General features: G+C 64.0%; 20 protein-coding genes and 1 pseudogene. 15 read left to right on the top strand and 6 right to left on the bottom strand.

Annotated features, from left to right (window positions below; all coding sequences use genetic code 11):
• Window positions 1–20 precede the first annotated feature (20 nt).
• The 3 genes from RA167_RS10330 (at window position 21) to pyrF (ending at window position 3,970) form a co-directional block, all read left to right on the top strand.
• Window positions 21–2,129 carry a ribonuclease catalytic domain-containing protein gene (locus tag RA167_RS10330; RefSeq protein WP_076785471.1) on the top strand — a complete coding sequence of 703 codons (2,109 nt, stop codon included), beginning with the start codon at window positions 21–23 and terminating at the stop codon, window positions 2,127–2,129.
• Window positions 2,126–3,004, top strand: coding sequence for a shikimate dehydrogenase (aroE, locus tag RA167_RS10325; protein WP_076785470.1), 879 nt, complete (start codon window positions 2,126–2,128; stop codon window positions 3,002–3,004). Before RA167_RS10330 ends, aroE begins: the two co-directional genes overlap by 4 nt.
• A 153-nt stretch (window positions 3,005–3,157) precedes the next feature.
• Window positions 3,158–3,970, top strand: coding sequence for an orotidine-5'-phosphate decarboxylase (pyrF, locus tag RA167_RS10320; protein WP_076785469.1), 813 nt, complete (start codon window positions 3,158–3,160; stop codon window positions 3,968–3,970).
• A 36-nt stretch (window positions 3,971–4,006) separates the two neighbouring features.
• On the opposite strand, the gene RA167_RS10315 is transcribed toward pyrF, so the two are convergent.
• The 3 genes from RA167_RS10315 to thiL all read right to left on the bottom strand — a co-directional run bounded on the left by RA167_RS10315 (window position 4,007) and on the right by thiL (window position 6,153).
• Window positions 4,007–4,507, bottom strand: a complete 501-nt coding sequence (locus RA167_RS10315) for a CinA family protein (RefSeq protein WP_076785468.1) — start codon at window positions 4,505–4,507, stop codon at window positions 4,007–4,009.
• A gap of 70 nt (window positions 4,508–4,577) precedes the next feature.
• Window positions 4,578–5,138, bottom strand: coding sequence for a phosphatidylglycerophosphatase A family protein (locus tag RA167_RS10310; RefSeq protein WP_237574210.1), 561 nt, complete (start codon window positions 5,136–5,138; stop codon window positions 4,578–4,580).
• The gene (thiL, locus tag RA167_RS10305; RefSeq protein WP_076787434.1) at window positions 5,128–6,153 is read right to left on the bottom strand and encodes a thiamine-phosphate kinase; all 1,026 of its coding nucleotides are present in this window, start codon (window positions 6,151–6,153) and stop codon (window positions 5,128–5,130) included. The genes RA167_RS10310 and thiL overlap by 11 nt, the downstream gene beginning before the upstream one ends.
• 173 nt (window positions 6,154–6,326) lie before the next feature.
• On the opposite strand from thiL, the gene RA167_RS10300 reads away from it, so the two are divergent.
• The 3 genes and pseudogenes from RA167_RS10300 to RA167_RS10290 all read left to right on the top strand — a co-directional run bounded on the left by RA167_RS10300 (window position 6,327) and on the right by RA167_RS10290 (window position 10,110).
• The gene (locus RA167_RS10300; protein WP_076785467.1) at window positions 6,327–8,639 is read left to right on the top strand and encodes an NADP-dependent malic enzyme; all 2,313 of its coding nucleotides are present in this window, start codon (window positions 6,327–6,329) and stop codon (window positions 8,637–8,639) included.
• A 502-nt stretch (window positions 8,640–9,141) separates the two neighbouring features.
• A pseudogene (locus tag RA167_RS10295) lies at window positions 9,142–9,553 on the top strand (ribonuclease domain-containing protein).
• An 8-nt stretch (window positions 9,554–9,561) separates the two neighbouring features.
• Entirely contained in the window at window positions 9,562–10,110 is a 549-nt protein-coding gene (locus RA167_RS10290; protein ID WP_076787432.1) for a barstar family protein, read from the top strand.
• A 48-nt stretch (window positions 10,111–10,158) separates the two neighbouring features.
• Here the strand turns inward: RA167_RS10290 and RA167_RS10285 are convergent, their stop codons facing one another.
• Together RA167_RS10285 and speE are read right to left on the bottom strand one after the other, a co-directional pair.
• Window positions 10,159–10,914, bottom strand: coding sequence for a 16S rRNA (uracil(1498)-N(3))-methyltransferase (locus RA167_RS10285; RefSeq protein ID WP_076785466.1), 756 nt, complete (start codon window positions 10,912–10,914; stop codon window positions 10,159–10,161).
• Between the two features lie 129 nt (window positions 10,915–11,043).
• Window positions 11,044–11,961, bottom strand: coding sequence for a polyamine aminopropyltransferase (gene speE / locus RA167_RS10280; RefSeq protein WP_083706081.1), 918 nt, complete (start codon window positions 11,959–11,961; stop codon window positions 11,044–11,046).
• A gap of 320 nt (window positions 11,962–12,281) precedes the next feature.
• Between speE and tkt the strand changes: the two genes are divergently transcribed.
• Window positions 12,282–14,315: a transketolase gene (gene tkt, locus RA167_RS10275; protein WP_076785465.1), complete on the top strand. Its 2,034-nt coding sequence runs from the start codon at window positions 12,282–12,284 to the stop codon at window positions 14,313–14,315.
• Window positions 14,316–14,394: 79 nt separating this feature from the next.
• Window positions 14,395–15,405: a type I glyceraldehyde-3-phosphate dehydrogenase gene (gene gap / locus RA167_RS10270; protein ID WP_076785464.1), complete on the top strand. Its 1,011-nt coding sequence runs from the start codon at window positions 14,395–14,397 to the stop codon at window positions 15,403–15,405.
• Between the two features lie 77 nt (window positions 15,406–15,482).
• Here gap and fur read toward each other — a convergent pair whose 3' ends face one another.
• Window positions 15,483–15,911 carry a ferric iron uptake transcriptional regulator gene (gene fur / locus RA167_RS10265; RefSeq protein WP_076785463.1) on the bottom strand — a complete coding sequence of 143 codons (429 nt, stop codon included), beginning with the start codon at window positions 15,909–15,911 and terminating at the stop codon, window positions 15,483–15,485.
• Between the two features lie 114 nt (window positions 15,912–16,025).
• On the opposite strand from fur, the gene RA167_RS10260 reads away from it, so the two are divergent.
• The 7 genes from RA167_RS10260 (at window position 16,026) to RA167_RS10230 (ending at window position 23,863) form a co-directional block, all read left to right on the top strand.
• Window positions 16,026–16,841 (top strand): outer membrane protein assembly factor BamE, encoded by an 816-nt coding sequence (locus tag RA167_RS10260; protein WP_076785462.1) that lies wholly within the window; start codon window positions 16,026–16,028, stop codon window positions 16,839–16,841.
• Window positions 16,841–17,638 carry a 4-hydroxy-tetrahydrodipicolinate reductase gene (dapB, locus tag RA167_RS10255; RefSeq protein WP_076785461.1) on the top strand — a complete coding sequence of 266 codons (798 nt, stop codon included), beginning with the start codon at window positions 16,841–16,843 and terminating at the stop codon, window positions 17,636–17,638. The genes RA167_RS10260 and dapB overlap by 1 nt, the downstream gene beginning before the upstream one ends.
• Before the next feature lie 37 nt (window positions 17,639–17,675).
• The gene (locus RA167_RS10250) at window positions 17,676–17,933 is read left to right on the top strand and encodes a hypothetical protein (protein ID WP_076785460.1); all 258 of its coding nucleotides are present in this window, start codon (window positions 17,676–17,678) and stop codon (window positions 17,931–17,933) included.
• A 207-nt stretch (window positions 17,934–18,140) separates the two neighbouring features.
• The gene (leuS, locus tag RA167_RS10245; RefSeq protein ID WP_076785459.1) at window positions 18,141–20,735 is read left to right on the top strand and encodes a leucine--tRNA ligase; all 2,595 of its coding nucleotides are present in this window, start codon (window positions 18,141–18,143) and stop codon (window positions 20,733–20,735) included.
• 23 nt (window positions 20,736–20,758) lie between these two features.
• Complete coding sequence (gene lptE, locus RA167_RS10240; RefSeq protein WP_076787428.1) at window positions 20,759–21,307, top strand: LPS assembly lipoprotein LptE; 549 nt, start codon at window positions 20,759–20,761, stop codon at window positions 21,305–21,307.
• Window positions 21,308–21,320: 13 nt separating this feature from the next.
• Entirely contained in the window at window positions 21,321–22,472 is a 1,152-nt protein-coding gene (gene holA, locus RA167_RS10235) for a DNA polymerase III subunit delta (protein WP_076787426.1), read from the top strand.
• Window positions 22,473–22,591: 119 nt separating this feature from the next.
• Window positions 22,592–23,863 (top strand): glutamate-5-semialdehyde dehydrogenase, encoded by a 1,272-nt coding sequence (locus RA167_RS10230; RefSeq protein ID WP_076785458.1) that lies wholly within the window; start codon window positions 22,592–22,594, stop codon window positions 23,861–23,863.
• Window positions 23,864–23,868 lie beyond the last annotated feature (5 nt).

Here is a 23,868-nt window from a genome sequence, read left to right as displayed (position 1 = left end):
TCACGTTTCGAGAGTACCGAGTGAACGTTTTTTTTGAGGAATCCGGCAGTTTTAAGGCTGGCACGGTATTGAATCGGCAAGGTGACGCGTTCCAGGTCGAGTTGCCGGGTGGGCGTCGCGCCAAGGTTCGCAGCAAGGACGTGCTAATCGAGTTCGACAGCCCGAGCGCCGCCGAGCTGATTCAGCAGGCCGATGCGGCGGCGAAGGAAATCGACCTGGATTTCCTGTGGGAAATCTCTCCGCCGGACGAGTTTCGCTTCACCGACCTGGCCAATGACTATTTCGGTGGTACGCCGGATCCCGTACAAAAGAGCGCGCTGGTACTTTGCATGCACGGCTCGCCGGTCTACTTCCGACGCAAGGGACGGGGACAGTACCAGCGCGCGCCCGAAGAGCAATTGAAAATGGCGCTCGCAGCGCTGGAGCGGCGGCGCCAACAGGCGATCGTGCAGCAGCAGTACGAGGACGAACTTAAGGCCGGTAGGCTGCCTGCCGCGTTCGATGGCAAGGTGCTCGGCTTGCTCACGCGGGCGGACAAGAATTCGATTGAATACAAGGCGCTGGAAGCGGCCGCACTCGCATTGGGCAAGTCGGCCGCGCAACTGATGCTGGATGTCGGCGGCATCCCGTCGGCACGCGCGTTGCACGAAGCGCGGTTCCTGTCCGAGTACTTTCCGCACGGTACCGGTTTCCCCGCGTTGAACGCGGGTCCGTTGCCGGAGGACCTGGGTGAGGCGATCGGCGTGCAGGCGTTTTCTGTCGACGATGTGACCACCACCGAGATCGATGACGCCTTCTCGGTTCAGCGCCTGTCGGACGGGCGCGCCAGGATTGGTATTCACATCGCGGCGCCCGCGCTGGGCATCGAGCGCGGCGACGCCGTGGACGCGATCGCGCGCGCGCGCCTGTCGACCGTCTACATGCCGGGCGACAAGATCACGATGTTGCCGGACGATTTCGTTGACACGTTCACCTTGAAGGAAGGCGGATTGCGGCCGGCGTTGTCGCTGTACCTGATCATCGACACCGCCACACAGGACATCGTGATGACCGAGACGGTGGCCGAGCGCGTGCATGTGCTCAGCAACCTGCGGCACAACGTGTTGGACGAGATCATCACCGAGCAGACGCTCGAGGCCGGCACCGGTGACTACCCGCACAAAGACGAAATTGCGGTGCTGTGGCCCTTTGCCAAGACACTGTACGAGCGACGTCAGCAGGCGCGCATTGGCTACGGTCTCAGGCGCGAGGTGCCGCGCAACGTTGACTACAATTTCTACGTTGACGGCGAGCATGTCAGCATCACGCCGCGCCGTCGCGGTTCGCCGTTGGACCTGATCGTCGCGGAACTGGCGATCCTAGCTAACAGCCGCTGGGGCGCGTTTTTGCATGAGCATGGCGTGCCGGGCATTTATCGTGCGCAGCGCGCGTTCGGCCCAAATCGCACGCGGATGCAGACCACGCCGGCGCCGCACGAAGGGCTTGGCGTGACGCAGTATGCGTGGAGTACCTCGCCGCTGCGCCGGTATGTTGACTTGGTGAATCAGTGGCAGCTGCTGGCGTGTGTCCGACATGGTGTCACCGCGAAGCTGGCCGCGCCGTTCAAGCCGAAGGACGCAGACCTATACGCCATTGTGCAGCACTTTGACGAAACCTATACCGCGTATGCTGACCATCAGCGGCGCATGGAACATTTCTGGTGTCTGCGTTGGCTGAAGCAAGAACAGCGCGATCGGGTGGTGGCCACGATCGTCAAGGACGACGTCGTGCGACTCGAGGAAGTCCCGCTGCTGTTGCACGTGCCGGGGTTGGGCGTGCAGGCGCGCGGCACGCGTGTGCTGCTCGAGGTGATGGCGATTGACGAGCTGCGCGTGGAGGCGTCGTGCCGGCTCATAGAGGTGCTGGACGTGGCGCGCGTGACGGGCGGCGACGAGACGAATGAGGACGCGGATACGGCGCTGGACACGGACAGCGGAACGGACATGGAAGCCGCGGTGGGTGATGACGTCCAGGCGTTAGGCGACGCGGCCGATACGCTGGCGCAACCGGATAATGCACAGCCGGACGCGGGCGCGGCCGTTCGCGGCGACGTGACACACACGCGCAATGATGGTGAGGTGGCGCAATGAACGCGCCGCCAGCGCCTGCGCCGGGTGACCAGGGTCCGGACCGCTACGCGGTGATCGGCAACCCAGTCGCGCATAGCAAGTCGCCGGTTATCCATGCGAACTTTGCCCAGCAGACGGGCGAGCCGGTCGAATACGACCGGATTCTTGCACCGGTGGACAGCTTCGCGCAGGCCGTGGACGCTTTCATGTCGGCCGGCGGGCGCGGGTTGAACGTCACGGTGCCGTTCAAGCTGCAGGCCTATGCGTTGGCGACACGACGTTCCGCGCGGGCAGAGGCGGCCGGGGCGGTTAATACGTTGCGCTTTGACCGCGTGGACGGTGGTCGCATCGAGATCTTGGGCGACAACACCGATGGCGTCGGACTGGTCACCGACGTCGAAGCGCAGCCGTGTGTCGCGCTCAGCGGCGCGCGTGTGCTGTTGCTCGGCGCGGGCGGCGCGGCGCGCGGCGTGATCCTGCCTTTACTGGAGCGCCGGCCCCACGCGCTGACGATCGTTAACCGGACTGCGGTGCGCACGGCCGAGCTGATCGAGCGCTTTGCAGCGTCTGCCCGGGCGGTGGGCTGCACATTGGAAGGCGGCGCGCCGGGCGTGGAGCACGGCGTCTACGATATCGTGATTAACGCGACCGCTGGCAGCCTCGATGGGGCCGTACCGGTATTCGCAGCGGCGTGCGTCGGCCCACGTACACTTGCGTACGATATGATGTATGCAGCCGGGCCCACGGTGTTCATGCAGCATGCAGCACGCCTGGGCGCGCGCACTGTCGATGGCCTCGGAATGCTCGTGCGGCAGGCCGCGGAATCGTTCTTTGTTTGGCGTGGCGTGCGTCCCGACCCGGCTCCGGTGCTCGCGGCGCTGCGCGCGTCGCTGTAGGCGCGCGCGCGGATGGCCTCGTGCATTCTGTTCACCGCGCAGCAGTTCATTGTCGATGGAGGCTGGGCGTGAGCGCGCTGGGCCGTCCGTATAAGCAAGTAGAATACGGGTCCGCCCGCCGCGTCGTTCGCGGTGCTTCTTGCAGATTCGACCATGTCCTTCATTGCTACCCTGGAGCGTGCCTGGCAGCGCACGCAATCGTTGCTGTGCGTCGGGCTTGACCCCGAGCCATCGCGCTTTCCGCCGCATCTGGCTGGGCGCGCCGATGCCATCTTCACGTTCTGCCGCGAGATCGTCGACGCCACCGCGCCCTATGCGAGCGCATTTAAGCCGCAGATCGCCTATTTCGCCGCACACCGCGCGGAAGAGCAACTCGAGGCGTTGATCGCGCACATCCACGCGCGGCACCCAGGGCTGCCGGTAGTGCTGGATGCCAAACGCGGCGACATCGGCAGCACCGCGGAGCAGTACGCGCGCGAAGCGTTCGAGCGATATCGCGCAGACGCGGTGACGGTCAACCCTTATCTGGGGTTCGACTCGATCGAGCCGTATCTCGAGTATCGGGACAAGGGCGTGATCGTGCTGTGTCGCACGTCGAATCAGGGCGGCTCGGACTTGCAATTCCTCAACATTGGGGGGCGGCCTCTGTACCAGCACGTGGCAGCGCTTGCCGCTGAGCAATGGAATACCAGCGGACAGCTCGGGCTGGTGGTGGGCGCGACGTTCCCGAAGGAGATTGATGCGGTGCGCCAGCTCGTCGGTACGATGCCGCTGCTGATCCCGGGAATCGGCGCGCAAGGCGGCGACATTGGGGCGACGGTCAATGCCGGTCGCACGACCGACGGCACTGGCATGATGATCAACTCGTCGCGCGCGATTCTGTACGCGCGCAGCGGCGAGGACTTCACATCGGCTGCGGCCGATGCTGCGCGCGCCACGCGCGACGCGATCAACGCTCATCGCTAACGGGCCGACGGGACGCGCTTGCCGGCGACGGCTCGCTCAGTGTTCTTTTTCGTCCAATAGCTTGAGTAGCCCGCGCAACGCGTGCGCCGCCGCCTGCTTGCGAATCTGGCCGCGATCCCCGCGCAATAGCTGGATCTCGCTAACCGTATGCAATCGGTTTGTCCACGCAAACACGACGGTGCCCACCGGCTTGGTCTCGCTGCCGCCGTCCGGGCCGGCCACGCCGGTAATCGACAGCGCGAGTTGCGCGCGGCTGTTGCGCAATGCGCCTTCGGCCATCGCACGCGCCACAGGCTCGCTGACCGCACCGTGGCGCTCGATCATGTCGGCCGGCACGCCAATCATCTCGGTTTTGGCCAGGTTCGAATAGGTCACGAAGCCCCGCTCGAACCAGCCGCTGCTGCCCGGAATGTCGGTGATCGCCGTCGCGACCATGCCGCCGGTGCACGATTCCGCGGTGACGAGCATCAGGCGCTCGTCGCGTAAGCGGTTGCTAACGCGAATCGCAAGTTGGTGGACTACCGTGTCAGTTGCCATCGAATTAAACTTGTTGTTAGCTAGCAAGGGAAAACCACGGCCATCATCGCATGCATGCTGTCGTGACGCGTCAAAGCGAGCGTACCAGCGCGATGACGAGCAAGGTGAAGAATGCCGCGACGATATCGTCGAACATGATGCCAAAGCCGCCTGACAACCGCTTGTCGAAATAGCGGATCGGCGGCGGCTTGACCATGTCGAAAAAGCGGAATGTCAGGAACGCGCCGAGTTGGCCGGCAAAGTTCGCCGGCGTGACGAATAGCAGCACCAGCCAGATCGCAACGATCTCGTCCCAAACCGCCGCGCCCGGATCCTTCACGCCCATGCGTCGTGCCGTGAAGCCGGTGAAGCCGCATCCGGCGACAAAGCCGACAACAATCAGCATCCACCATTGCACGATGCTCAGGTACGGATTTAATGCGATGAACGACACCCAACCGAACAGGGTCCCGACCGTACCGGGCATCACCGGCGACAGGCCGCTGCCAAAGCCGAACGACAACACGTGCAGCGGATGGGACAACATGAATCGCACGGTGGCGCGCGAGCGCGGCGCGGCGTCGGGGCCGAGTAGGGTCACCGGCGTGACGTGCGGCGGGTGCGCATCGGAGTGGGAAGAGTCATTGTGCATGGAAATGGTCAAAACTGCGCCAAGTTGTGCCGATCGGACTGCCGGACGCATCGTACCAATGCACCGCGTGCGAGTCGATGGCGGTGGTGTTACCCGCGGGCGGATCGGCAAGGGCGTCTATTGTACCTATCCGTGTAAGCGGCACGCCGATGCGTGCGGCGAGCGCGAGCAGCGTGTCGCGCTGGCTGGGCGGCGCGGTGAAGCACAGCTCGTAGTCGTCGCCGCCCTCAATCGTGCAACGGCGTTGGATCGACAGGGGCTGCGCACGCAGGGCGGCCGAGCGCGGCAGCGCGTCGACGTCCACGCGCGCGGCCACATTAGAACGCTTTAGAATGTGTGCCAAGTCTCCGGCCAACCCATCGGACAGGTCGAGCGCGGCGTGCGCGATGCCCCTTAGCGCGATGCCGAGCGAGATCCGGGGTTCGGGCATCTGCAGCGCATGACGTAACGTGGGCAGCGCGTGCGCGGCGAGCGGCCATTCGCCGCGCAGCGCGCCCAGCGCCAGTCGCGCGTCGCCCAGCGTGCCAGACACCCAAATGTCGTCGCCGGGCTGGGCGGTGTCGCGGCGCAGTGCCTGGCCGCTGGGCACGTCGCCGAACACGGTGATGCAGATGTTCAGCGGCCCTGCGGTGGTGTCGCCACCGACCAACTCGCAGCCGTGGCGACCGGCTAGCGCGAACAGTCCGTGCGCAAATGCCTCGAGCCAGTCCTGGCGCGCCGCGCCAGCATCCGGCAGCGCCAGCGCCAGCGTGAACGCGCGCGGTTCGGCGCCCATGGCGGCGAGGTCCGACAAGTTGACCGCCAGAGCCTTGTGCCCCAGCGTCGCCGGCGGGACGTCGGCGAAGAAGTGGCGCCCTTCGATCAGCATGTCGGTGGACACCGCCAATTCGTGCCCGGGCCGCCCGGCAAGTAACGCGCAATCGTCGCCGATCCCCAGCACGGCGTCGCGGCGTGGTTGCTCGTGCCGGGCGAAATAGCGATCAATAAGGCTGAATTCAGATAAGAATGTCGGCATGATGCGGGACGAAGCTTGCATGGCAGGGATGCACGCCGCGTCGTGCACGACGCGGCTGCACGGTGCCGTCACTGCGGCGGCAATCGGGCAATCGGACAGCACCCGTCCAGGGTCCGCCAGTGACGTTACAATGCGGCTCAAACATGCATTTTAATCCGCACTGCCAAGCCATTATGTCCACACCGACCAATAGCAAGCTGCGTGAAGCTGCGCTTGATTATCACGAATTCCCGACCCCCGGGAAGATCGCTATCGCGCCCACCAAGCAAATGATTAATCAGCGCGATCTCGCGCTGGCCTATTCGCCAGGCGTGGCGGCGGCGTGCGAGGAAATCGTGGCTAATCCGCTCAACGCAGCGCGCTTCACCGCACGCAGCAATTTGGTGGGCGTGGTGTCGAACGGCACGGCCGTGCTGGGCTTGGGCGATATCGGCCCGCTTGCGGCCAAGCCGGTCATGGAAGGCAAGGCCGTGCTGTTTAAGAAGTTTGCCGGCATCGACGTGTTCGACATCGAACTAAATGAAAAGGACCCGCAAAAGCTGATCGAGGTGATCGCCGCGCTGGAGCCGACCTTCGGGGGGATTAACCTGGAGGACATTAAGGCGCCGGATTGCTTCACGGTCGAGCGTGAGTGCCGCAAGCGGATGAAGATCCCAGTATTCCACGACGACCAGCATGGCACGGCGATCGTGGTGGCCGCGGCGGTGACCAACGGGCTGAAGGTCGTCGGCAAGTCGCTCGGCGAGGTGAAGGTGGTAGCCAGCGGCGCGGGTGCCGCGGCACTGGCATGCCTGAACCTGCTGCTCGACATGGGGCTGAAGCGCAAGAACGTATTTGTCACAGACCTGGCCGGCGTCGTCTACGAGGGCCGCACGGAGCTGATGGATCCGGACAAGGCGCTGTTCGCGCAGGTCACCGACGCGCGCACGCTGTCCGATGTGATCGGTGGCGCGGACGTGTTCCTCGGTTTGTCCGCCGGCGGCGTGCTCAAGCCGGACATGGTCAAACAGATGGCGGCCCGGCCGCTGATCCTGGCGCTGGCCAACCCGACGCCCGAAATCCTGCCGGAGGTCGCGCTCGAGGTGCGTCCCGACGCAATCCTGGCGACTGGCCGCACCGATTATCCGAACCAGGTCAATAACGTCCTGTGTTTCCCGTTCATTTTTCGCGGCGCGCTCGATGCCGGCGCGACGACGATCACCAAGGAGATGGAAATCGCCGCGGTCAACGCAATCGCCGAACTGGCGCGCCAGGAACAAAGCGACATCGTGGCGACGGCGTACGGGATCCAAGATTTGACGTTCGGTCCCGAGTACCTGATTCCGAAACCGTTCGATCCGCGGTTGATCGTGAAAGTCGCGCCGGCGGTCGCGCAGGCTGCAATGGATTGTGGCGTCGCAACGCGGCCGATCGAGGATATGGACGCTTACAGGCAGCATCTGCAGCAATTCGTGTATCACAGCGGCACGACGATGAAGCCGGTCTTCCAAATCGCGCGCAGCATTGACGCGGACAAGAAGCGCATCGTGTTCGCCGAGGGCGAGGAGGAGCGCATTCTGCGCGCGGTACAGATTGTGGTCGACGAGCGACTGGCCAAGCCCATCCTGATCGGACGACCGGCGGTGATCGAGCAGCGCATCGCGCGCTACGGGCTGCGCCTTGTGGCAGGACAGGATTTTACGATCGTCAATACCGACTACGACGAGCGCTACCGCGATTTCTGGCAGACGTACTTCAAGATGATGGCGCGTAAAGGCATTACGCAGCAGCTGGCGAAAGTCGAAATGCGGCGGCGCACCACGCTGATCGGCTCAATGCTGGTGCTCAAGGGCGAAGCCGACGGGATGATCTGCGGTACGATTTCGACCACGCACCGGCACTTGCACTTCATCGACCAGGTCATCGGCAAGCGCGCCGGCTGCTCGGTTTACGCGGCGATGAACTGCCTGGTGTTGCCGAACCGGCAGATCTTCCTAGTCGACACGCATGTGAACGTCGACCCGACACCGGAGGAACTGGTCGAGATCACGTTGATGGCCGCGGACGAGGTGCGTCGTTTCGGCATCGAACCGAAGATTGCCCTGCTGTCCCACTCCAATTTCGGTTCGAGTAACGCGCCCAGCGCCAAGAAGATGCGCGACACGCTCGCGTTGCTGCAGCAGCGCGCCCCGCAACTGCAGATCGACGGTGAAATGCATGGCGATGTCGCGCTCGACGCGAACCTGCGCAAGTTCGTGCTGCCGGAGGCGACGCTCGAGGGTGACGCAAACCTGTTGGTCCTGCCCAACGTCGATGCAGCCAATATTTCATACAACCTGCTCAAGACCGCGGCGGGCAACAACATCGCGATCGGGCCGATTCTGCTGGGCGCGGCAAAGCCCGTGCATGTGCTGACCGAGTCCGCGACCGTGCGACGCATCGTGAACATGACTGCGCTGCTGGTGGCCGATGTGGCCGCGGGTACCAAGGAGTCGGGCGGGCGATGAGCCCCCGGGTGGCAGGCAACAGCTCTGCCACCACGGCACGGTGTGTGCCGCATGAGGCGCACGCCTCGAATCTGGATGCACAAAAAAGCGTGCCTCACGAGTGAGGCACACAAGCGGCGGCTGGGGGCAACCGCCGGACTGCTCGACAATGCTGCGCGACATTTGCGCGCAGCACCAAAACTCTCCACCGTTCCAACTCGACCTGCCGGCCGCGACATCGAGGGCCGGAGCGCGCCGTTACGCGTTGGCGCAAACGTTTGCGCTCCCGTATTCGGATGGTATGAAGGAGATGTTCCGGACGCAAGCGAATTTTCGATGACCGCAGCGACCATCCAAACCTGGATTGCTTCTTAGACACTTTGGCAAGTTTAGACTCCAACCCTGTGTGCCGGTCATGAAAATTAACCTTGTAATCGTCTAACACCATTGATTATTAAGGCGATTCGGGATAACCTTATGTTTTTAATGGTCGTATACGCGTCCTCTTCGCGAAACGAGATACCTGATCGGCAAGTGGCTCCGTTACGGCGTGCTTGCGGTGAACGTGTCCGCCACCAGCGTGCCTGGGTTGGTTTCCACCGCGTGGGCGCGATACTCGCTGCCGTTGGACGCGCCCCTTGGCGCCGCGCTCGGCGAGGTGTTAATTACCGGTCTACCCGGTGAAGCGCAGTTCACGTTCAAATCGATCTAGGCCGGTGGCCCGTTCCCTTATCCGAAGGATGGCGAGGTGTTCGGTAATTTCGAGCGACACCTGTCGGTGCGGTCCCGTGACTATTAGCATGAGTACACGGTGAAGACGCCGCGCGCGCTATCGCGGAGTACGCAGAATCGTCTGCAGGGGAGTGCCGCGTTATACCGGTGAATGCTATGACATCGGCGACCATTACGCGTTTTTCAAACGAATTGTGGGATGACGACGGTTATGAGCGACAACACTTATTCGCAAGGCACCGGGGTCGCGAGCGATATCTTCGCGCTGAACGACAGCAGGTTATTTCAGCGCGTGCTGCGCCAGCAGGACGCCGAACGCGAGCAGCGCCGTATCGACGCGCTGCTGTTCAATGAGGGAAACATGAGCCTTTTCAAGACGGTGCGCTCGAACATCGTGCAATCGATCCGTGCGTTCCGCGTGCCGGAGTTGGCCGACGAGGCGGCCCGGCTGGGCCACCATTTCCTGTATGCATATTGCGCAGCCGCGCAGACGAAGGCGGAAGTGCTCGAGACGATCTCGACGTCATTTCTTTTCCCGAAGCACTTTGGTAAGAACTACGATGCGCTGTACGACTGCTTGACCGACGCTGTGCACAAGGCGGGAGCGCAACCTGGCTTCGTGATCGTGCTCGAGGGGTTGCCCGCGACGCAAAAGTTCGACAAGGAGGCGCGGGAGACACTGCTCGATGTGTTCCGCGAGGCGGCCGAATTCTGGGCCGAGCGGAAGGTGAACTTCCGCGTGTTCTATTCGTTTGCTTGACGTAGTTCGGCTCGCCCGCGTGTGACGTGGGCAGCCCATGCCGGCTTCTCACCACCCGCCCCAGCGCGCCGCCAGCGCGGCGAGCACCGCGATGCCGGCCGTCTCGGTGCGCAGCACACGTGGGCCTAGGCCAAGCGGCATGAAGCCGTGAGATATCACGGCTGCCTCCTCGGTGGCCGACAACCCGCCTTCCGGCCCGATCATCACGATGACCGGCGCAGCAGGCGCGGTGCTGGGCAGTGTCGCGAACGGCCGCTCGGCGCGCGGTGACAGTAACAGACGCAGTGCATTGTCGCGAGGCGGGGCCGCGCAGGACTCGAGCCATGTCATGACGTCGGTGAGCGGCGCAACGTCGGGCAGCCGATTACGCCCGCATTGCTCGCATGCGGCTCGCACCAGCGCCTGCCAGTGCGCGTGGCGTCGAGCGGCGCGCTCGCCGGTCAGCCGTACGACGCTGCGCCCGGTCATCAGTGGTATTACGCCAGCCACGCCCAGTTCGACGGCTTTCTCCAGCAGCCAGTCCATTTTGTCACCCCCGGCGATGCCTTGCGCTAACACGACGCGATAAGGCGGCTCGACCTCCCGCGCGTCGAAGCGGCCGACTTGCACCGTCGCTGAACGCTTATCCAACTGTAGCAATTCGGCCTCGAACTGGCCGCCTTCGCCGTTGAACAGGATCGCCTTGTCACCGGCCTGCAGCCGCAGCACGTGCATATGACGCACGACATCGTCCGGCAGCAGCGTGCTGTGGCCGCTGTGCAGCGGCATGGGGACAAAAAAGCGAGGTGACGATAGCGTGGTCATTGTCGAGAGGGCAGGGTGTGGCGTGTGACGCGAGCGTGCGCATCGGCCGGATTGTGTCATAACCACAGTGGCGTAAGAACCACAGTGGCGCAAGCGAGCCGCCGTCCGGCGGTGCGTTGCGGCGCGGCATCACTTCAGCACCGTACCGCGATCCGGTATCCGTTCGATGAAAAAAGCATCGTGGCGGGACGGGTCGTAGTGTTCGAGGCCGGACAATCCCCATTGCGCCGCGCGCTCGGCCGCCCGTTGCGCGGGCAGTTGTCCGGCATCGAACGTGTCGCTGACCACGGCCATTTGCCACAGCGAGCCGTATAGTGGCACATACGTCTGCATGAGCGCGACATGGCCAAATGCGGCGCGCAGAGTGCCGAGTAGTGCCGCGACCTGGTCGGGCTGGAACAGCGGCGAGCCGAGATGGATCGACAGCACCGCATCGTCCACCATGCGTGTGCGCAGCAATGCGTAAAAACTGGGCGTGTACAGCGTCGAAGCCGGCGAATCGGGCGGCGTCAAGTCGAACACGACTGCGTCGAAGCGCTCCTGCGTGTGCTGCACGAAGTGCAACGCGTCACCCGTGACAATCTGCACGCGCGGATCGTCGAGCGCGCCACGGTGCACGCGCTGTAGGTGGCGTCGCGCCATCGCCACGACCGCAGGATCAAGCTCCGCGATGACGATGTGCTCCAGTGCCTTGTACTTGAGCCACTGCCGCGCCGCGCCGCCATCGCCGCCGCCGAGAACCAGCACGCGCCGCGCAGGCCGCTCCCGCGCTAGCGCGCCAGGGTGCACCATGCTTTCGTGATAGAGATATTCGTCGCGCTCGGACGTCATCGGGCGGTTGTCGAGCACGAATAGCTTGCCGAGCAGCGGCGTCTCCCAGACCTCGATATGCTGGTACGCCGAATCGATCGTTTGTAGCCGCCGCGCGCCGGTGAACGTGTACGCATAATGCGCGCACGGGCGCAACGTCAGTGAGTTGCCGTGCGCGTCCGGGCGGTCGGCGTTGTCCGGGCGGTCGATGTCGTGCGTGGGGGCGGCGTTGTGCATGGGGTCGGCGTTGTGAAGGGGGTCGGCGGGTTGCACGGCGGGCGGCGGCGTGCGCGATGATGGCGGTTCCGGTTCCAATTGGCAAAGTCCCTCAACGGTGGCATGGCATCGCTGTGGCGGTGTGGCCAGGCAGTTTGCGATCCCTGTGCGATCGCCCGTGGCACGGCGCAACATCGCCAAGCAGCGGCAGGCCTGTCTGTTAGAATAATAATCTTTGCGACGCTTCGCGCGCGGGTGTGCCCGCATGCGATTCCCATTGCGCCGGCGCGGCCGCGACTCGCGACGCGCGCGGCCCTGCTTTTCCTGAGTCCGGACCCGACATGACAACCCCGCCCGACACCCAGACCACCATGATGGCCAACGCAATCCGTGCGTTGGCCATGGACGCCGTTCAGCAAGCCAATTCCGGCCATCCGGGGATGCCGATGGGCATGGCGGAAATCGCCGTGGCGCTGTGGCAACGTCATCTGCGGCACAATCCGGCTAATCCACATTGGGCGGACCGGGATCGCTTCGTACTGTCCAATGGGCATGGGTCGATGCTGCTGTACGCGCTGCTGCACCTGAGCGGCTATGACTTGCCAATGGACGAGTTGAAGCGTTTCCGCCAATTGCATTCGAGGACACCTGGCCATCCAGAGGTCGGAATCACACCGGGTGTCGAGACGACCACTGGGCCGTTGGGTCAGGGATTAGCCAACGCGGTGGGCATGGCGCTGGCCGAAGCGCTGCTGGCGGCCGAATTTAACCAGCCTGACGCGAAGATCGTCGATCATTACACGTACGTGTTCGTCGGCGATGGCTGCCTGATGGAAGGCGTGTCGCACGAGGCTTGTTCGCTGGCGGGCACGCTGGGATTGTCGAAGCTGATCGTACTGTATGACGACAACGGCATTTCGATTGACGGGGATGTCGGGCACTGGTTCGCCGACGATACGCCGAAGCGTTTTGAGGCTTATGGCTGGAACGTGATCCGCGCGGTCGATGGTCACGATGTGGATGCAGTGGACGCGGCCATTTGCGCCGCAAAGCAGTCGGACAAGCCGACGCTAATTTGCTGCCGTACCGTCATCGGCAAGGGGGCGCCGAACAAGGCCGGCGGCCACGACGTGCACGGCGCACCGCTGGGCGCGACGGAGATTGCCGCGACGCGCGCGGCGATTGGCTGGGGCGCCGAACCTTTCGTGATCCCGCAGCACGTCTATACGCTGTGGGACGCGAAGGAGACGGGCGCCCAGGCCGAGTGCGAGTGGAATGAGGCCTTTGCCGCCTATCGCGCGAAGTATCCGCAGCAGGCGGCCGAGTTCGAGCGCCGCGTCGCCGGCCGGCTGCCGGCGCATTGGGCCGATGCCGCGCGGCGGCTGATCGCCGCCGCCAACGAGCGTGCTGAGACGGTCGCGACCCGTAAAGCGTCGCAGCAGGCGATCGAGGCGCTGGCTGCGGCGTTGCCGGAACTGCTGGGCGGTTCGGCCGATCTCACCGGCTCGAACTTGACCAACTGGAAGGCCAGCAAGCCGGTACGCGCTGGCCGTGAAAGCGGCACGCAGGTGTTGCAATGGGGCAATCACGTCAACTACGGTGTGCGTGAATTCGGCATGAGCGCGGCGCTCAACGGCATTGCGCTGCACGGTGGCTACTTGCCGTTCGGCGGCACGTTCCTGACCTTCTCGGATTACAGCCGCAACGCATTGCGGATGGCCGCACTGATGAAGACCCGCTCGATCTTCGTGTTCACGCACGACTCGATCGGGCTCGGCGAGGATGGCCCGACGCACCAGTCGATCGAGCACGTGTCGAGCCTGCGCCTGATTCCGAACATGGACGTGTGGCGCCCGGCCGACACGGTCGAGACCGCGGTGGCCTGGACGCAGGCGGTCGAGCGCCATGGTCCATCGTCGTTGATCTTTAGCCGGCAAAATCTGGCGTTCTGTGCGCGGACCGACGCGCAGATTGCGGCGGTCGCCCGGGGCGGGTACGTGCTGCGCGACTGGAATGACGATATCCCGGCTCGCAAGGTGATCCTGGTCGCGACGGGTTCCGAGGTCGAGCTTGCGCTGAACGCTGTCGAGCCGCTTGCGCGTGTGGGCATCGGCGCCCGTGTCGTATCGATGCCCTCGACCACGGTGTTCGATCGGCAGGATGCCGAATGGCGCGAGCGCGTCCTGCCACGCGGCGTGGCGCGGGTGGCGATCGAGGCCGGCGTCACGGCGTTCTGGCATAAATATGTGGGAATCGACGGCGGCGTGGTTGGGATCGACACATTCGGCGAATCGGCGCCCGCCGGCGTGTTGTTCAAGCATTTTGGCTTCACGATCGATAACGTTGTCGACACCGTGAAGTCGATACTGGGTTAAGCCGAGGGTGTGTGACGTGCCGACTGTGCGTCGCACACTCTTGCTCGGAGCGTTGCCATTTACCCATTAGGAGATAGACATGACGATTCGCGTCGCAATCAACGGTTATGGCCGTATTGGCCGCAATACGCTGCGGGCCCATTATGAGGGTGGCAAGAAGCACGACATCGAGATCGTGGCGATCAACGACCTCGGCAATGCCCAGACCAACGCGCATCTGACCCAGTATGACACCGCGCATGGCAAGTTCCCGGGCACCGTCTCGGTTGACGGCGACTACATGATCGTCAACGGCGACAAGGTCCGCGTGCTCGCGAACCGCAACCCGGTGGAGCTGCCGTGGGGCGATCTCGGTGTGGATATCGTACTTGAGTGCACCGGTTTCTTCACGTCGAAGGAGAAGGCGAGCGCGCACCTGAAGGGTGGTGCGAAGAAGGTCGTGATTTCAGCGCCGGGCGGCAAGGATGTCGATGCGACGATCGTCTATGGTGTGAACCACCAGGTGCTGAAGGCGTCGGATACGGTCATCTCGAACGCCTCGTGCACGACGAACTGCCTTGCGCCGCTGGTCAAGCCGCTGCACGACAAGATCGGCGTCGAGAACGGCCTGATGACGACGATTCATGCGTACACGAACGACCAGGTGCTGACCGACGTGTACCATGAGGACCTGCGCCGCGCCCGCTCGGCCACGCACAGCATGATCCCGACCAAGACCGGCGCGGCAGCAGCCGTCGGGCTGGTGCTGCCGGAGCTGAACGGTAAGCTGGATGGCTACGCGGTGCGCGTGCCGACGATCAACGTGTCGATCGTCGACCTATCGTTCATCGCGTCGCGCGATACGAGCGTGGACGAAGTGAACAAGATCTTGAAGGAAGCGTCGGAAGGTGCGCTCAAGGGCATCCTCGCCTACAGCGACGCGCCGCTGGTATCGGTTGACTTTAATCACAACCCAGCGTCCTCGACATTCGATGCAACGCTCACGAAGGTGTCGGGCCGTCTCGTGAAGGTGTCGAGCTGGTACGACAATGAGTGGGGCTTCTCGAACCGGATGCTCGATACGACGGTGGCGCTGGCCAACGCGAAGTAACGCTCGAACACACAAGCAGCAGCGTGTGTGACAAAAAGCCGCCTGGCCGGGCGGCTTTTTTTCGGCGCGCAGCGCGATCAGGGCTTGCGGTGCGGGCAGTTTTCCTTCGTGCAGGAGCCGTACATCGCGAGCGCGTGCTCCTGTAGCTTGAAGCCCCGTTCTTGGGCGATCAACTGCTGGCGGTGCTCGATCTCGGGGTCGTAGAATTCCTCAACCCGGCCGCAGTCCAGACAGACCAGATGGTCGTGGTGCGTACCCTCATTGAGTTCGAACACCGCTTTGCCAGACTCGAAGTTGCTGCGTGTGAGCAGGCCGGCCTGTTCGAACTGCGTTAGCACGCGATAAACAGTCGCCAGGCCAATATCCAGCTCCTCATTGAGCAAGTTGCGGTAGACGTCTTCCGCGGTCAAGTGGCGCACGGAACTGTGTTGGAAAATCTCCAGAATCTTCAGGCGCGGCAAGGTTGCCTTGAGCCCCATGTTCTTGAGGTCAGCGGGATTGGTCATCGCTAGGCATCCCTAGAGTACAATGCAAGGTTCTAATAGTAATGGGTTTTTGGGTATTCCGGGCGGCGCAGACGTGTCTCGGGCCCAAATCGATCAAAGCGTCAGACGCGTTTTATGGGTGAAATGAGTTCAACGTTCTTTTCCGGGTCGCGCAGGCGCGCCACCGCCTTTGCGGTAACGGCCCGCGTCGTCGTGCTGGCCGCCGTGGTTTCGCTCGGTGCATGCAAGACATACGACAGCCTGACGCAACGCATCGCGCGTTCGATCACCCCATACCGGATCACGGTCGTGCAAGGCAACTTCGTATCAGCGGAGGCTGCATCGAGGCTACGCGTTGGCATGTCCCGCGACGAAGTGCGCAGCGTCCTCGGTACACCACTGCTCACCGACCTGTTCCATGCCGATCGCTGGGACTATGTGTTCTATTTCAAGCGCGGCTCGACTTCTGTTGTGCAGCAGCGAGACTTGGTCGTGAATTTCGTCGGCGATCACGTGGCAAGCTGGACGGGGGCTGACGACCTGCCATCCGAGTACGAGTTGATTGCCGAAATCGATGGTGACCGCAAGGGTTTGAAGAAAGCGCAAGCCGAGGCCGTCGCGGCCAAGGCGGCAAAGGCCGCTGCGGCTGACGCGTCGGCAGCAGCGGCGGCGAGCGAGCCGGTTGCGCCAGTGCCCGGCACGGCTGGCACGGCCGCGGCGAGCGGCGTCAGCGATGTCAGTGTGTTGCCGTCGTCGCAAGCCGCCAACGAGGAAGCCGCGGCCGCGGCGAACCGCGCGACTGCTCAGGTCGCGCCGCAGCACATCGCGTTGCCGCCGACTGGCGTCGCACCGTCGCCGGATCCGTCAACCGGCCTGGCGTCGCCCAGTGCCGCGGGCCTGCAGAACCAGCCGGTGCTCGAGCGCAGCGGCGCACAAGGGACGCGTCAATGATGAAGATTGCCATCGCAGGGGCATCGGGCCGCATGGGGCAAATGCTGGTCGAAACGGTGCTGAATACGTCGGAAGTCACGTTGTCGGGCGCGCTGGAGCGCGCGGGCGCTGCCGCGCTGGGGCAGGACGCTGGCGCGTTCGCCGGGCGGCAGACCGGTATTGCGATCACCGATGACGTGGAGCGCGTGCTTGCGCATGCAGATGTGCTGATCGATTTCACGCGGCCCGAGGGCACGCTTGAGTACCTAAAGGCGGCGCGCCGGCACGGCACTCGCATGGTAATCGGCACGACGGGTTTTGCCGAATCACAGAAGGCCGAGTTGGCCGCCGCCGCGCAGACGCTCGGGATTGTGTTCGCACCGAACATGAGCGTGGGCGTGAACGTGACGTTGAAACTGCTGCAAGTGGCCGCTGCGCATTTCGCCACCGGCTACGATATCGAGATCATCGAGGCGCATCACCGGCACAAAGTTGATGCGCCGTCCGGCACAGCGTTGCAGATGGGCGAAGTGATCGCAACGGCGTTGGGTCGTGATCTGGCATCCTGTGCCGTGTACGGACGCCATGGCGTGACCGGTGAGCGCGATCCGTCGACGATTGGGTTCTCAGCCATCCGCGGCGGCGACATCGTCGGCGACCACACGGTGATGTTCGCCGGTACCGGCGAGCGGATCGAGATCACGCATAAATCGGCGAACCGGCTCGCGTACGCGCAGGGCGCGGTACGGGCCGCTCGTTTCCTGGCCGGCCGATCGGCGGGGCTGTACGATATGTGGGACGTGCTGGGCCTGCGCTAGTCGTCGTACGCGCCGCGGCACATCGATCGCAGCGCCGGTGCGTTCCGCGCAGTGGGTCGCGCGCGGGCGCGTGTTGCGCGATGCGATGGGCGTATCGCGACGCAGGCTCGGATTTGGCCAGGTGCTGCTCGCGCCGATCGGCGCCGACGGGCGTTTGTCCTGCGACGGGCAGTTGGTCGATACCGCGCAATTGTTCACGCGGTTTGTGCAAGCTGCCCGTGAGCCGGTGCCGGCGCAACTGGAACGGCGGGCCGAGACCATGCCGACCCGCTACGAGTCCATTGCCGGCGTGTGATGAGCGCCGTGCAGCGGGCCGGGCTCACGCGCATTGCGTTCGTGACGCTGCCGGTCGGCGACGACGCACACTGACGTAAGCAAGCGCGTGCCGTCCGCGGGCGCGCAGACGCTATAATCGGCGTTTCCTATGGCTTTCCCAAGGCGCGGTACTGCATGTGCGCCCCCTGCGCGGCACGCCGCAAGCCGATTGTCCCCGACGACCATCATGCAAGATAAATACGTTCCCGCCGATGTCGAATCCGCCGTGCAGCAAGCATGGCGGGACAACGATGTCTATCGTAGTGCCGAGCGCGCCGACAAAAAGAAATTCTATTGTGTGTCGATGCTGCCGTACCCGTCGGGCAAGCTGCATATGGGGCACGTGCGCAACTACACGATCAACGACGTGATGTATCGTCACCGGCGCATGAACGGGTACAACGTGCTGATGCCGATGGGCTGGGACGCATTCGGGATGCCGGCGGAAAACGCGGCGATCGCCAACGGCGTGCCCCCGGCCAAGTGGACATACGAGAACATCGCCTACATGAAGAAGCAGATGCAGGCGATGGGGTTGGCGATCGATTGGTCGCGTGAGATTGCGACATGCAAACCGGACTACTACAAGTGGAACCAGTGGTTGTTCCTGAAGATGCTCGAAAAGGGCATCGCGTATAAGAAGACGGGGACGGTGAACTGGGATCCAGTCGATCAGACCGTGCTGGCCAACGAGCAGGTCGTCGACGGGCGCGGCTGGCGTTCCGGCGCGGTGGTTCAGAAGCGCGAGATCCCGATGTACTACTTGCGGATCACGGACTACGCGGAGCCGTTGTTGCAGGACCTGGATGTGCTGGGATGGCCCGAGCGCGTGAAGGTGATGCAGCACAACTGGATCGGCAAGAGCCATGGCGTGAACTTCGGTTTCCCGTATGAAATCGATGGGCAGCAGCAATTGCTGCGCGTGTTCACGACCCGCGCGGACACGATCATGGGCGTCACGTTTGCAGCCATCGCTGCGGAGCACCCGCTCGCCACGCGGCTGGCGCGGGACCAACCCGCGTTGCAGGCGTTCATCGACGAGTGCAAGCGCGGCGGGGTGGCCGAGGCGGACATGGCGACGATGGAGAAGAAAGGCGTGTCCACCGGCTTCTTCGTCAAGCATCCGCTGACCGGCGCCGACATCGAGGTCTGGATCGGCAACTACGTGCTGATGAGCTATGGCGAAGGCGCGGTGATGGGCGTGCCGGCCCACGACGAGCGCGACTTTGCGTTCGCGACGAAGTACCGCCTGCCGATCAAGCAGGTCGTTGCGGCGCAGGGCAAGGTGTATTCGACCGAGGCGTGGCAGGACTGGTACGGTGACAAGGACGCCGGCATCTGCGTGAACAGCGGCAAGTATGACGGCATGCGCTACGAGCAGGCGGTGGAGGCGGTCGCGGCGGATCTAGCCGCGAAGGAGCTTGGCGGCAAGCAGGTCACGTACCGGTTGCGCGACTGGGGCATTTCGCGTCAGCGCTATTGGGGCACGCCGATCCCGATCATCCATTGCCCGAGCTGTGGCGATGTGCCGGTGCCGGAGCAGGACTTGCCGGTGTTGCTGCCCGAGGACCTGGTGCCGGATGGCAGCGGCAATCCGCTGGCCAAGTCTGAGGCGTTTATGCACTGCACGTGCCCGCGCTGCGGCGCCGACGCGAGGCGCGAGACGGACACGATGGACACGTTTGTCGATTCCGCCTGGTATTTTTCGCGCTATGCGTGCCCGGATGCGCCGACGATGGTGGACGCGCGTACCGACTATTGGATGCCGATGGACCAGTACATCGGCGGCATCGAGCATGCGATTTTGCACTTGCTGTATTCGCGCTTCTGGGCCAAGGTGATGCGCGACCTCGGGCTGACCGACTTTTCCGAGCCGGCGACCAATCTGCTGACGCAGGGCATGGTGCTCGACCAGACGTACTATCGCGAGGACGCGACCGGCAAGAAGATGTGGTTCAACCCCTCTGACGTGACGTTGTCATACGATGACAAAGGGCGTGCGGTCAGCGCGGTGCTGCACGCCGATGGTCAGCCGGTCGAGATGGGCGGCGTCGAAAAAATGTCGAAGTCGAAAAATAACGGCGTCGATCCGCAACATCTGATCGATTCGCACGGTGCCGATACCGCGCGACTATTCACGATGTTCGCGGCGCCGCCCGAGCAGTCGCTCGAATGGTCCGGTGCCGGTGTCGAAGGCGCGAGCCGTTTCCTGCGACGGCTGTGGGCGTTCGGCTACGCGCATCATGCAACGTTTGCGACGCGGCCGGCGCTGGACGCTGCGACGCTGAATGACGCAGGCAAGGCGCTGCGCCGCGAGATTCACTCTGTGCTCAAGCAGGCCGATTTCGACTATCAGCGGCTGCAGTACAACACGGTCGTGTCCGCGGCGATGAAAATGCTCAACGCATTGGAGTCGGCCAAAGACGTCGGCGCCGCGGTCCTCTACGAGGGATATGGCATCCTGCTGCGCGTACTGTATCCGGTGGTGCCGCACGTCACGTTTACGCTGTGGCGCGAACTTGGTTACGCGACGCAATTCGGCACGCTGCTGGACGCGCCGTGGCCGAAGGTGGACGAGCAGGCGCTGGAGCGAAGCGAAGTCGAACTGGTGCTGCAGATCAACGGCAAGGTGCGCGGCGCGCTGAAGGTAACTAACGGTGCGCCACGTGAGGCGATCGAGCAGGCGGCATTCGCGCACGAGATGTTCAACAAGTTTGGTGAAGGCAAGACGCCGAAGAAGGTGGTGATCGTGCCGGGACGGCTCGTGAACGTGGTCATTTGAGGGCCTGCATGACTGAATCGAAACTGACGCGCCGATCCTGCATTGTGCTTGCCGCGGCGGCATTGTTGCTGGCCGGATGCGGCTTCCAGCTGCGCGGTAACTATGGCTTCCCGTTTAAGCGGCTTGCGCTGGTCGGCCCGGGTCCGGAGCTTGGCGCACGGATTCAGCGGCTGGTCGAAGGCGGCAGCCAGACGCGGATCGTCAAGAGCACCGACGGCGCGGACGTGATCTTGTCGATTTCGGAGGGGCGCGGCACCGGGGCGCTGACGCTCAATGCGGCCGGACAGGTCAACGAGTACGAACTCGATTACACGATGTCGTACCAATTGGTCGGCGCCGATGGCACAGTGCTGTTGCCGCCCAGCGTGATCCGTATCAACCGGGCGATGACCTATTCCGACCAGTACGCGCTGGCGAAGTCGCAGGAGTTCGAACTGCTGTATCGCGATATGCGCAACGACGCGCTCGACCAGCTGTTGCGACGCATGAGCGCAGTGCGCGAGCTGCACCCGGCCCATGGCGGGGTTCGCGCGGTGGCGCCGCGCGCGCCGCTGCCCACGCCGCCGCTGTAACGGACACGACACGATGCAACTGCGCGCAGACGCCCTGGAGTCGCACCTGGCCAAGACGTTGGGTCGCTTGTACGTCGTGTACGGCGACGAGCCACTGCTCGCGCAGGAAGCCGTGGCGCGCATCCGCACCGCGGCGCGCGCGGCCGGTTTCACCGAGCGCAACGTATTCTCTGTCGAGCGCGGTTTTGATTGGAGCCTGCTGCTCGGCGCCACGCAATCGATGTCGTTGTTCGGCGAGCGGCAGCTGATCGAATTGCGCATCCCGACCGGCAAACCGGGCAAGGATGGCGGTGATGCATTGAAGGCGCTGGCGGCATCGGACAATCCCGACGTGCTGACGTTGATTGCATTGCCGCGGCTGGACGCGGCGACGCAAAAGACGGCATGGTTCACCGCATTGGTCCAGGCTGGTGTGGCGATACGCATCGACACGGTCGAGCGTGCGCAGTTGTCGAACTGGATTGCGCAACGGCTCGCGGCGCAGCAGCAGCGCATCGTCGCCGGCGACGGAGGGCGGCGCGCGCTGCAGTTCATCGCCGAGCGGGTCGAGGGCAACCTGCTCGCCGCGCATCAGGAAATCCAAAAGCTCGGCCTGTTGTATCCTGCCGGCGAATTGACGCTCGAGCAGGTGCAGGACGCGGTACTCAACGTCGCCCGCTACGACGTGTTCAAGCTCAACGAGGCAATGCTTGCCGGCGATGTTGCGCGCTTGGCGCGGATGCTCGATGGATTGCGCGGCGAAGGCGAGGCGACGGTGCTGGTGCTGTGGGCTGTCGTAGAGGAAATCCGTGCGCTGGCGCGAATCAAGCGGGGGCTGGCTGCCGGCAAGCCGTTGGCGATTCTGATGCGCGAGAATCGCGTGTGGGGACCGCGTGAACGGCTGATGGGCCCCGCGCTGCAGCGCGTCGACGAACGTTCGCTTGAACGGGCGCTGGCGCTCGCGGCGCGACTGGACCGGCAGGTCAAGGGGCTCTCTGGCGGGGTGCCGGCGCGTGTAGGCGTCGCGCCCGCTCGCGCGTCGCTGCCGCCGGCCGATCCGTGGGATGGCTTGTTCGATCTGGCGATGACGATTGCGCGGCCCGGCGGCAGCGATGGTGGGTGCCGGGCGGGTGGCAGTGCGCCGCACGGCGCCACCGCCACTGCCGTGCGGGCGATACGACCGTAGCCTTACAATAGAGGCCATCGTACTGCCGCGTGGCGCGGCGGGTCGCGTGCAACGGCTTCAATCTGTGCGGATCTGGCGTCCACAAACCAACCGCATTGACGCACTACGGGAACACGAAGATGGACATTGACCGCTACATGACCGATCTGGGTCGCCGCGCGCGTGCGGCGTCAAGGGCGATCGCCCGGGCGCCGGTGGCCGCGAAGAACGCGGCGCTCGAACAGATCGCGCTGGCGATCCAGGGACAGGCCGACGCGCTCCAGCGCGCGAACGCGCGCGATGTCGAGCGGGCACAGGCCAACGGACACGATGCGGCCTTCATCGACCGACTGACGCTGTCGGACAAGGCGCTGACGACGATGGTCGAAGGTCTGCGGCAAGTTGCGGCGCTGCCTGACCCGATTGGCGAGATCACCGGCATGAGGACGCGTCCGACCGGCATTCAGGTGGGCCAAATGCGGGTGCCGCTCGGTGTGATTGGCATCATTTATGAGTCGCGGCCGAATGTCACGATCGACGCTGCCGCGCTGTGCCTGAAATCGGGCAACGCGACGATCTTGCGCGGCGGCTCGGAGGCGATCGAATCCAATACCGCACTTGCCGCGCTGATCGCCGAGGCACTGCGCATGAGCGGCCTGCCCGAGGCGGGGGTGCAAGTGGTCGGTACGCCGGATCGGGCGGCGGTTGGCAAGCTGATCACAATGACCGACTACGTCGACGTGATCGTGCCGCGCGGTGGCAAGCGCTTGATTCAACGGTTGGTCGATGAAGCGCGGGTGCCGATGATCAAGCACCTGGACGGCGTGTGCCATGTCTACGTGGATGATGGCGCCGATGTCGGCAAAACGCTGGCGGTATGCGATAACGCGAAGACGCATCGGTACGGCACTTGTAACACGATGGAGACGCTGCTCGTCGCACGGGGCATCGCGCCGACCGTGCTGCCGTTGCTGGGCAAGCTGTACCGGGACAAGGCTGTTGAGTTGCGAGTGGACCCGGCTGCACGCGCGATCCTTGCCGATGCCGGTGTCGCGCCGCTCGTGGACGCAACCGAGGCCGATTGGCGTACCGAATACCTGGCGCCAGTGCTGGCGATCAGGGTGGTGGACGGCATCGACGCGGCGATCGAGCACATCAATACGTATGGCTCCGCGCATACCGATGCGATCGTGACCGAGCACTACGATCGCGCGATGCAGTTCCTACGTGAGGTCGATTCAGCCAGCGTGATGGTCAATGCGTCAACGCGCTTCGCGGACGGCTTCGAATACGGGCTGGGCGCCGAAATCGGCATCTCGAACGACAAGCTGCATGCGCGCGGGCCGGTGGGCCTCGAGGGGCTGACGTCATTGAAATACGTCGTGCTGGGCCACGGCGAAGTGCGGCAATAAAGGAG

Origin of the sequence: Mycetohabitans endofungorum (assembly GCF_037477895.1) — a bacterium.
Taxonomy (GTDB): domain Bacteria; phylum Pseudomonadota; class Gammaproteobacteria; order Burkholderiales; family Burkholderiaceae; genus Mycetohabitans.
The sequence above is the reverse complement of the archived record's forward strand: the minus strand, read 5'-3'. Positions and strand labels throughout refer to the sequence as shown.

What these genes read in the sequence shown, in the direction of transcription:
- aroE (WP_076785470.1), top strand. Translation starts at nt 2,126, where the DNA reads ATGAACGCGCCGCCAGCGCCTGCGCCGGGTGACCAGGGTCCGGACCGC.
- pyrF (WP_076785469.1), top strand. Translation starts at nt 3,158, where the DNA reads ATGTCCTTCATTGCTACCCTGGAGCGTGCCTGGCAGCGCACGCAATCG.
- RA167_RS10315 (WP_076785468.1), bottom strand. Translation starts at nt 4,507, where the DNA reads ATGGCAACTGACACGGTAGTCCACCAACTTGCGATTCGCGTTAGCAAC.
- RA167_RS10310 (WP_237574210.1), bottom strand. Translation starts at nt 5,138, where the DNA reads ATGCACAATGACTCTTCCCACTCCGATGCGCACCCGCCGCACGTCACG.
- thiL (WP_076787434.1), bottom strand. Translation starts at nt 6,153, where the DNA reads ATGCCGACATTCTTATCTGAATTCAGCCTTATTGATCGCTATTTCGCC.
- RA167_RS10300 (WP_076785467.1), top strand. Translation starts at nt 6,327, where the DNA reads ATGTCCACACCGACCAATAGCAAGCTGCGTGAAGCTGCGCTTGATTAT.
- RA167_RS10290 (WP_076787432.1), top strand. Translation starts at nt 9,562, where the DNA reads ATGAGCGACAACACTTATTCGCAAGGCACCGGGGTCGCGAGCGATATC.
- RA167_RS10285 (WP_076785466.1), bottom strand. Translation starts at nt 10,914, where the DNA reads ATGACCACGCTATCGTCACCTCGCTTTTTTGTCCCCATGCCGCTGCAC.
- speE (WP_083706081.1), bottom strand. Translation starts at nt 11,961, where the DNA reads ATGCACAACGCCGCCCCCACGCACGACATCGACCGCCCGGACAACGCC.
- tkt (WP_076785465.1), top strand. Translation starts at nt 12,282, where the DNA reads ATGACAACCCCGCCCGACACCCAGACCACCATGATGGCCAACGCAATC.
- gap (WP_076785464.1), top strand. Translation starts at nt 14,395, where the DNA reads ATGACGATTCGCGTCGCAATCAACGGTTATGGCCGTATTGGCCGCAAT.
- fur (WP_076785463.1), bottom strand. Translation starts at nt 15,911, where the DNA reads ATGACCAATCCCGCTGACCTCAAGAACATGGGGCTCAAGGCAACCTTG.
- RA167_RS10260 (WP_076785462.1), top strand. Translation starts at nt 16,026, where the DNA reads ATGGGTGAAATGAGTTCAACGTTCTTTTCCGGGTCGCGCAGGCGCGCC.
- dapB (WP_076785461.1), top strand. Translation starts at nt 16,841, where the DNA reads ATGAAGATTGCCATCGCAGGGGCATCGGGCCGCATGGGGCAAATGCTG.
- leuS (WP_076785459.1), top strand. Translation starts at nt 18,141, where the DNA reads ATGCAAGATAAATACGTTCCCGCCGATGTCGAATCCGCCGTGCAGCAA.
- holA (WP_076787426.1), top strand. Translation starts at nt 21,321, where the DNA reads ATGCAACTGCGCGCAGACGCCCTGGAGTCGCACCTGGCCAAGACGTTG.
- RA167_RS10230 (WP_076785458.1), top strand. Translation starts at nt 22,592, where the DNA reads ATGGACATTGACCGCTACATGACCGATCTGGGTCGCCGCGCGCGTGCG.